Annotated in this window: 5 protein-coding genes and 1 pseudogene; 4 read left to right on the top strand and 2 right to left on the bottom strand. The window is 66.6% G+C overall.

Features of this window, described 5'->3' with window-relative positions; genetic code table 11:
* Together tldD and rodA are read right to left on the bottom strand one after the other, a co-directional pair.
* A pseudogene (tldD, locus tag RR928_RS22210) lies at positions 1-173 on the bottom strand (metalloprotease TldD); the annotation flags it as partial.
* A gap of 64 nt (positions 174-237) precedes the next feature.
* Positions 238-1,440 (bottom strand): rod shape-determining protein RodA, encoded by a 1,203-nt coding sequence (rodA, locus tag RR928_RS22205; RefSeq protein ID WP_332539268.1) that lies wholly within the window; start codon positions 1,438-1,440, stop codon positions 238-240.
* Between the two features lie 89 nt (positions 1,441-1,529).
* Here rodA and RR928_RS22200 point away from each other — a divergent pair, with 89 nt between their 5' ends.
* The 4 genes from RR928_RS22200 to aroE all read left to right on the top strand — a co-directional run.
* The gene (locus RR928_RS22200) at positions 1,530-2,114 is read left to right on the top strand and encodes a YqiA/YcfP family alpha/beta fold hydrolase (protein WP_332539270.1); all 585 of its coding nucleotides are present in this window, start codon (positions 1,530-1,532) and stop codon (positions 2,112-2,114) included.
* Between the two features lie 78 nt (positions 2,115-2,192).
* Positions 2,193-4,262 (top strand): ribonuclease catalytic domain-containing protein, encoded by a 2,070-nt coding sequence (locus RR928_RS22195; protein WP_332539272.1) that lies wholly within the window; start codon positions 2,193-2,195, stop codon positions 4,260-4,262.
* A complete protein-coding gene (locus tag RR928_RS22190) occupies positions 4,259-5,119 on the top strand; it encodes an energy transducer TonB (protein WP_332539274.1) in 861 nt (286 codons plus the stop codon). Before RR928_RS22195 ends, RR928_RS22190 begins: the two co-directional genes overlap by 4 nt.
* A 47-nt stretch (positions 5,120-5,166) precedes the next feature.
* On the top strand, positions 5,167-5,765 hold a 599-nt coding region (aroE, locus tag RR928_RS22185; RefSeq protein WP_332684296.1), incomplete at its 3' end, for a shikimate dehydrogenase.

Here is a 5,765-nt window from a genome sequence, read left to right as displayed (position 1 = left end):
AGGCTCCAGCCTTCGGCGCGGGTGTATTGGAAGTACAGGTCGGCGTCATCGACCTGGTGCGAGCGGATCTCGGCCAGGGCGCGTGCGAGGTGGGATTCATCCAGGCCGAAAGGCTCGAGCAGCAAGCTGCGGGCCGTGGCCAGGCGTTCGATGGTGGGTTCGCGGGAGATCATGGGTACATTGTAGGCACCACCCCATGTCCTCTCCCTGCGCTGGCCAGGAAATTCGTTGCAGCCGTCAGCCCATGCGCGGGTTCGCCAGCGGTCCCCGGCCCAGCGCCGCGTCCTGTGGCAACTGGCGCTGCGAGCGCGCGACCGACATCAGCACGCCCAGCGCCAGCCCCAGCGTGACCATGGCCGTGCCGCCGTAGCTCACGAAAGGCAGGGGCACGCCGACCACGGGCAGGATGCCGCTGACCATGCCCATGTTGACGAACGCGTAGGTGAAGAAAATCATTGCCACCGCCGCCGCCATCAGCCGCGCGAACAGCTGCTGGGCACGCGTGGCGATCACCAGGCCGCGCCACACCAGCAGCAGGAAGGCGGTGATCAGCAGCAGATTGCCGACCAGGCCGAACTCTTCGGAGAACGCCGCGAAGATGAAATCGGTGGTGCGTTCGGGAATGAATTCGAGATGGGTCTGCGTGCCGGCCATGAAACCCTTGCCCCAGACGCCGCCCGAGCCTATGGCAATCATGCCCTGCAGAATGTGAAAGCCCTTGCCCAGCGGATCGCGTGTCGGGTCGAGCAGCGTGCAGATGCGCGTCTGCTGGTATTCATGCAGCACCGGCCAGCGCATGCCTTCGGCGCACAGCTGGGGTTCGAACCAGACGATCAGCACGATGCCTATCGCTCCCAGCACCACCGGCGGCAGCACCAGCTTCCACGGCAGGCCCGCAAAGAAGATCACCGACAGGCCCGCAGCCATGACCAGCAGCGAGGTGCCCAGATCGGGCTGCTTCATGATCAGGCCCACAGGCACCATCAGCAGCACCAGGGCCAGCACGAAGTCGGTGCGACGAATCTGCCCTTCGCGCCGCTGAAACCACCAGGCCAGCATCAGCGGCGTGGCGATCTTGAGCAGTTCGCTGGGCTGTATCACCACGCCCACGTTGACCCAGCGCTGCGCGCCTTTCTTGGTGATGCCGAACACCGCGACCGCGACCAGCAGCGCCACGCCCACCAGGTACAGTGGCACCGCGACCTTCATGATGTGCTGTGGCGGCACCTGGGCGACGAGAAACAGCAGGCCGACGGCGATCAGCATGTTGCGGCCATGGTCGACAAAGCGCGTTCCGTGGTCGTAACCCGAGGAATACATGGCCGTCAGGCCGATCGCGGCGAGCACCATCACCAACAGCACCAGGGGGCCATCGAAACCGCGAAACAGGGGCACGATGCGTTGAAGAAGCGAAGGCTTGTCGAATTCTGCTGCAGACATATGGCGGCGATTATCCGTTGCGCGGCAAATCCATCGTCTTCCGCGGGCCAGCAGGCCACAATGGCGTGTGTCGCACTGCTGCCTATCCCATGAACACGACCCATCTGCTCTATCTGCACGGCTTTCGCTCCTCGCCCCAATCGCTCAAGGCACAGCAGATGGCCGCCCATGTCGCGGCCCATCACCCGGGCGTGCACTGGTGGTGCCCGCAGCTGCCGCCCTCGCCGCGCGCCGCCGCGCAGCTGCTGCTGGAAGGCACGGCCGACTGGCCGCGCGCCACCACGGCCGTGATGGGCTCGTCGCTGGGCGGCTTCTACGCGAGCTGGTTTGCCCAGCAGCGCGGCTGCGCCAGCGTGCTGCTCAACCCGGCGGTATTCCCGGCACGCGATCTTGAAAAGTACATTGGCGCGCAGACCGCCTGGCATGACCCCGAGCAGCATTTCTTCTTTCGCCCCGAATACATAGCCGAACTGCAGGCACTCGACACGCGCGCCCTGCCCGCGGCCGGGCCCGAGCTGGCTTTCATTGCCAAGGGCGACGAAGTGCTCGACTGGCGTGAAATGGTGGCGCGCTACCCGGCCGCGCAGATCGCGCTGCTGGAGGGCGGCGAGCATGCGCTCAGCGACTTCGCCACGCATATCCCGCGCATAGACAGCTTTCTCGCGCTGGCCTGAGGCCCAGGCCTGCGCAGCCCGCAACCGCGCAAGGAAAAGCCCTGCAGCCACCCCGGACCTCATGGGACAATTGCAACCATGCACGCATTGTTTGAAGAAGCCGGCAAATTCCTCGCCGGTCGCATCCTGTCCGAAACCGATACCTCCGCCCAGATCGAGCTCGATACCGGCAAGCGGGTCAAGGTCAAGGCCGCCCATATCCTGATCAAGTTCGACAAGCCGACACCGGCCGAACTCATGGCCCAGGCGCAAGCCCAGGCCGACGGCATGGAGCTCGACCTGGCCTGGGAATTCGCTCCCGAAGAGGAATTCGGCTTTGCCGAGCTCGCCCGCGACTATTTCTCGGAAAACGCCACGCTGGCCCAGCAGGCGGGCACGCTGCTGGCGCTGTTCGACGCGCCGCACTACTTCCGCCGCGCGGGCAAGGGGCGTTTTCGCAAGGCCTCGGCCGAGATCCTGCAACAGGCGCTGGCCGCGATCGAGAAGAAGAAGCTCGTACTGGCGCAGATCGACGAATGGGCCGCGCAGCTGGGCCGCGGCGAATGCCCGGCGCCGGTGCGCGAGCAGCTCTACAAGATCCTGTTCCGTCCCGACAAGAACGCGCCCGAATACAAGGCCGTGGTCGAGGCCAGCCGCGCCACGCATCTCGCGCCGCTCGATCTGCTGCAGCGCGCGGGCGCGATCGACTCGGCCTACGAGTTCCACTGGAAGCGCTTCCTGTTCGACAACTTCCCCAAGGGCACGGGCTTTCCCGCGCTGGCCGCGCCCCAGCCGCCGCAGGATCTGCCGCTGGCCAATGTGCAAGCCTATTCGATCGACGATTCGCAGACCACCGAAATCGACGATGCGCTGTCGGTCCAGGGCCTGGGCACGGGCGTCGTGACGCTGGGCGTGCACATCGCCGCGCCCGGCCTGGCCATCGTGCCCGGCACGCCGCTGGACCAACTGGGCCGCAACCGTCTGTCGACGGTCTACATGCCCGGCTACAAGATCACCATGCTGCCCGACGAAGTGGTGCAGGTCTATACGCTGGACGAAGGCCGCGCCAACCCAGCGGTCTCGCTGTACGTGCAGATCAACGAAGAGACGCTGGAATTCATCGCCAGCGAAACGCGCCTGGAGCGCGTGCCGGTGCAGATCAATTTCCGCCACGACCAGCTCGACCACATCGTGACCGAGGAATGGCTGAACGACGCGTCGATCGAAGTCGCAGGCACGCCCGCCACGCTGCAGGAAAAGCGCAGCGAGTTCACCTTCCTGCACCGCCTGGCCAAGCACCTCAAGGCGCAGCGTGAAGTCGTGCGCGGCAAGCCCGAGAACTTCAACCGCCCCGACTACAACTTCCGCCTCACGGGCAATGCCGGCGGCGAGCCCGTGGGCAACGAGACCGTGCAGATCACCACGCGCAAGCGCGGCGCGCCGCTGGACCTGATCGTCGCCGAAGCCGCGATCGTCGCCAACAGCACCTGGGGCAACCTGCTGGCCGAGCACGGCGTGCCCGGCATCTACCGCAGCCAGGCGAGCCTGGCGCCCGGCGTCAAGGTGCGCATGGGCACCAAGGCCTTGCCGCACGCAGGCATTGGCGTCAAGAGCTACGCCTGGGCGACTTCGCCGCTGCGCCGTTATGTCGACCTGGTCAACCAGTGGCAGATCATCGCCTGCGTGCGCAACGGCAAGACCGCGGCTCTGGCCGCGCCGTTCAAGCCCAAGGACGCGGACCTGTTCGCCATCATCAGCAGCTTCGACACCGCCTACAGCGCCTACAACGGCTACCAGGCCGGCATGGAGCGCTTCTGGACGCTCAAGTACCTCGAGCAGAACGGCATCACCGAGATCGAGGCCAGCGTCATCAAGGAAGGCCCGGGCGGCAGTTTCCTGGTGCGTGCCGACAGCCTGCCGCTGGTGCTGCCGGTGCTCGGCGCCCAGGGCCTGCCGCGCGGCGCACGCCTCAAGGTACGCCTGGGCGAGATCGATGAAATCACGCTCGACGTCAACGGCACCCTGATCGAGCGCCTCGACAGCCCCGAGGCCCAGGCCACGGGCGAGCAGGCCGGTGAAGACGAAGGCGAGGACGACGCCGTTGCCGGCCCGATCGCCATCGCCGTCGACATGAACGAAACCGACGCCGTGACGCCTCCCGCACCGTGAAAGTCACCGCCGCGCTTCGCTCCTTGACCACCCTGCAGCTCGCGCTCGGTATCTCGCTGGCGCTGCACGCGGCCGTGCTTTCGGTTCGCTTCGTTCACCCCCAGGCCTTCGAGCGCGTGTTCCAGGACACTCCACTCGAAGTCATTCTGGTGAACGCCAAATCCCAGGAACGGCCGGAAAAGGCCCAGGCCATTGCCCAGGCTTCGCTTGCCGGCGGCGGCGAAGCCGCCCAGGGCCGCGCCACCAGCCCCCTGCCCTATTCGGCGCTCACGGCCGTGGGCGAGGACTTCGAGGAAGCGCAGCGCAAGCTCGATGCGATGCAGGAGCAGCAGGCGGTGCTGCTGACCCAGCTGCGCCAGCGCGTGGCCACCATGGCCCCGCTCGATCCGCGCGAGACTGCGCCCAACGCGCAGCAGCTCAGCGAGCAGGAGCGCCGCCAGCAGCTGGTCAAGTTGCTCGCCGAAATCGAGAAGCGCATCAACGAGGAGAATGCGCGCCCCAAGAAACGCTACATCAGCCCCGCGACGCGCGAAGAGGTGTATGCGGTCTACTACGACGCGCTGCGCCGCAAGGTCGAAGACAAGGGGACTGAGAACTTTCCCGAGCAGGCGGGCAGGAAGCTCTATGGAGAGCTGACCATGATCGTCACCGTCAACCACGATGGGCGGGTGCTGGACACCGAGATCGTGCAAAGCTCCGGCAATCCGCTGCTCGACAACCGCGCCGCCGCGATTGCGCGCGCCGCTGGCCCGTTCGGCCAGTTCGGCAGCGCGATGCGCACCAAGGCCGACCAGATCGCCGTGGTGTCGCGCTTCAAATTCACGCGCGAGCAGACGCTGGAGACCAGCGTGCGCTGACCCCGGCCACGCATTCGTGCGCGACCGTCTTTTTTCCGCTTTTCACCATGCCATCCACCGTCGATCTCTACTGCGTCATGGGCAACCCCGTCGAGCACAGCCGCTCGCCCTGGATCCATGCGCGCTTTGCCGAACTGACCGCGCAAAACCTGCGCTACACGCGCGAACTCGTCGCGCTCGACGGCTTCGACGCCGCAGTGCAGGCCTTTGCCGCGGCCGGCGGGCGCGGTTGCAATGTGACCGTGCCGTTCAAGCTGCAGGCGGCGCAACTCGCCGACAGCCGCAGCGAGCGCGTGCAGCTCGCGGGCGCGGCCAATACGCTGGTGCTGTCCGACGGCCGCATCCATGCCGACAACACCGACGGACTGGGACTGGTGGCCGACATCCGCGACAACGCCGGCCAGCCGATCGCGGGCCGCGACCTGCTGCTGATCGGTGCCGGCGGCGCTTCGGCTGGCGCGCTCGGACCTCTGCTGGCCGAGCAGCCGCGGCGCATAGTCATCGTCAACCGCACCGTGGAAAAGGCCCAGGCGCTGGTCGAGCGCCACGCTCTGCTTGCCGCGCGCCATGGCGTGGCGCTCAGCGCCCAGGGCCTGGATATCTCGCACGACTTCGATCTGGTGATCAATGCCTCGGCCAGCAGCCT

It is taken from the genome of Comamonas sp., from assembly GCF_036666375.1.
Taxonomy (GTDB): Bacteria; Pseudomonadota; Gammaproteobacteria; order Burkholderiales; family Burkholderiaceae_C; genus Comamonas.
The sequence above is the reverse complement of the archived record's forward strand: the minus strand, read 5'-3'. Positions and strand labels throughout refer to the sequence as shown.

Bases quoted from the DNA above. Each gene is read 5' to 3' on its own strand.
- rodA (WP_332539268.1), bottom strand. From the start codon at position 1,440: ATGTCTGCAGCAGAATTCGACAAGCCTTCGCTTCTTCAACGCATCGTG.
- RR928_RS22200 (WP_332539270.1), top strand. From the start codon at position 1,530: ATGAACACGACCCATCTGCTCTATCTGCACGGCTTTCGCTCCTCGCCC.
- RR928_RS22195 (WP_332539272.1), top strand. From the start codon at position 2,193: ATGCACGCATTGTTTGAAGAAGCCGGCAAATTCCTCGCCGGTCGCATC.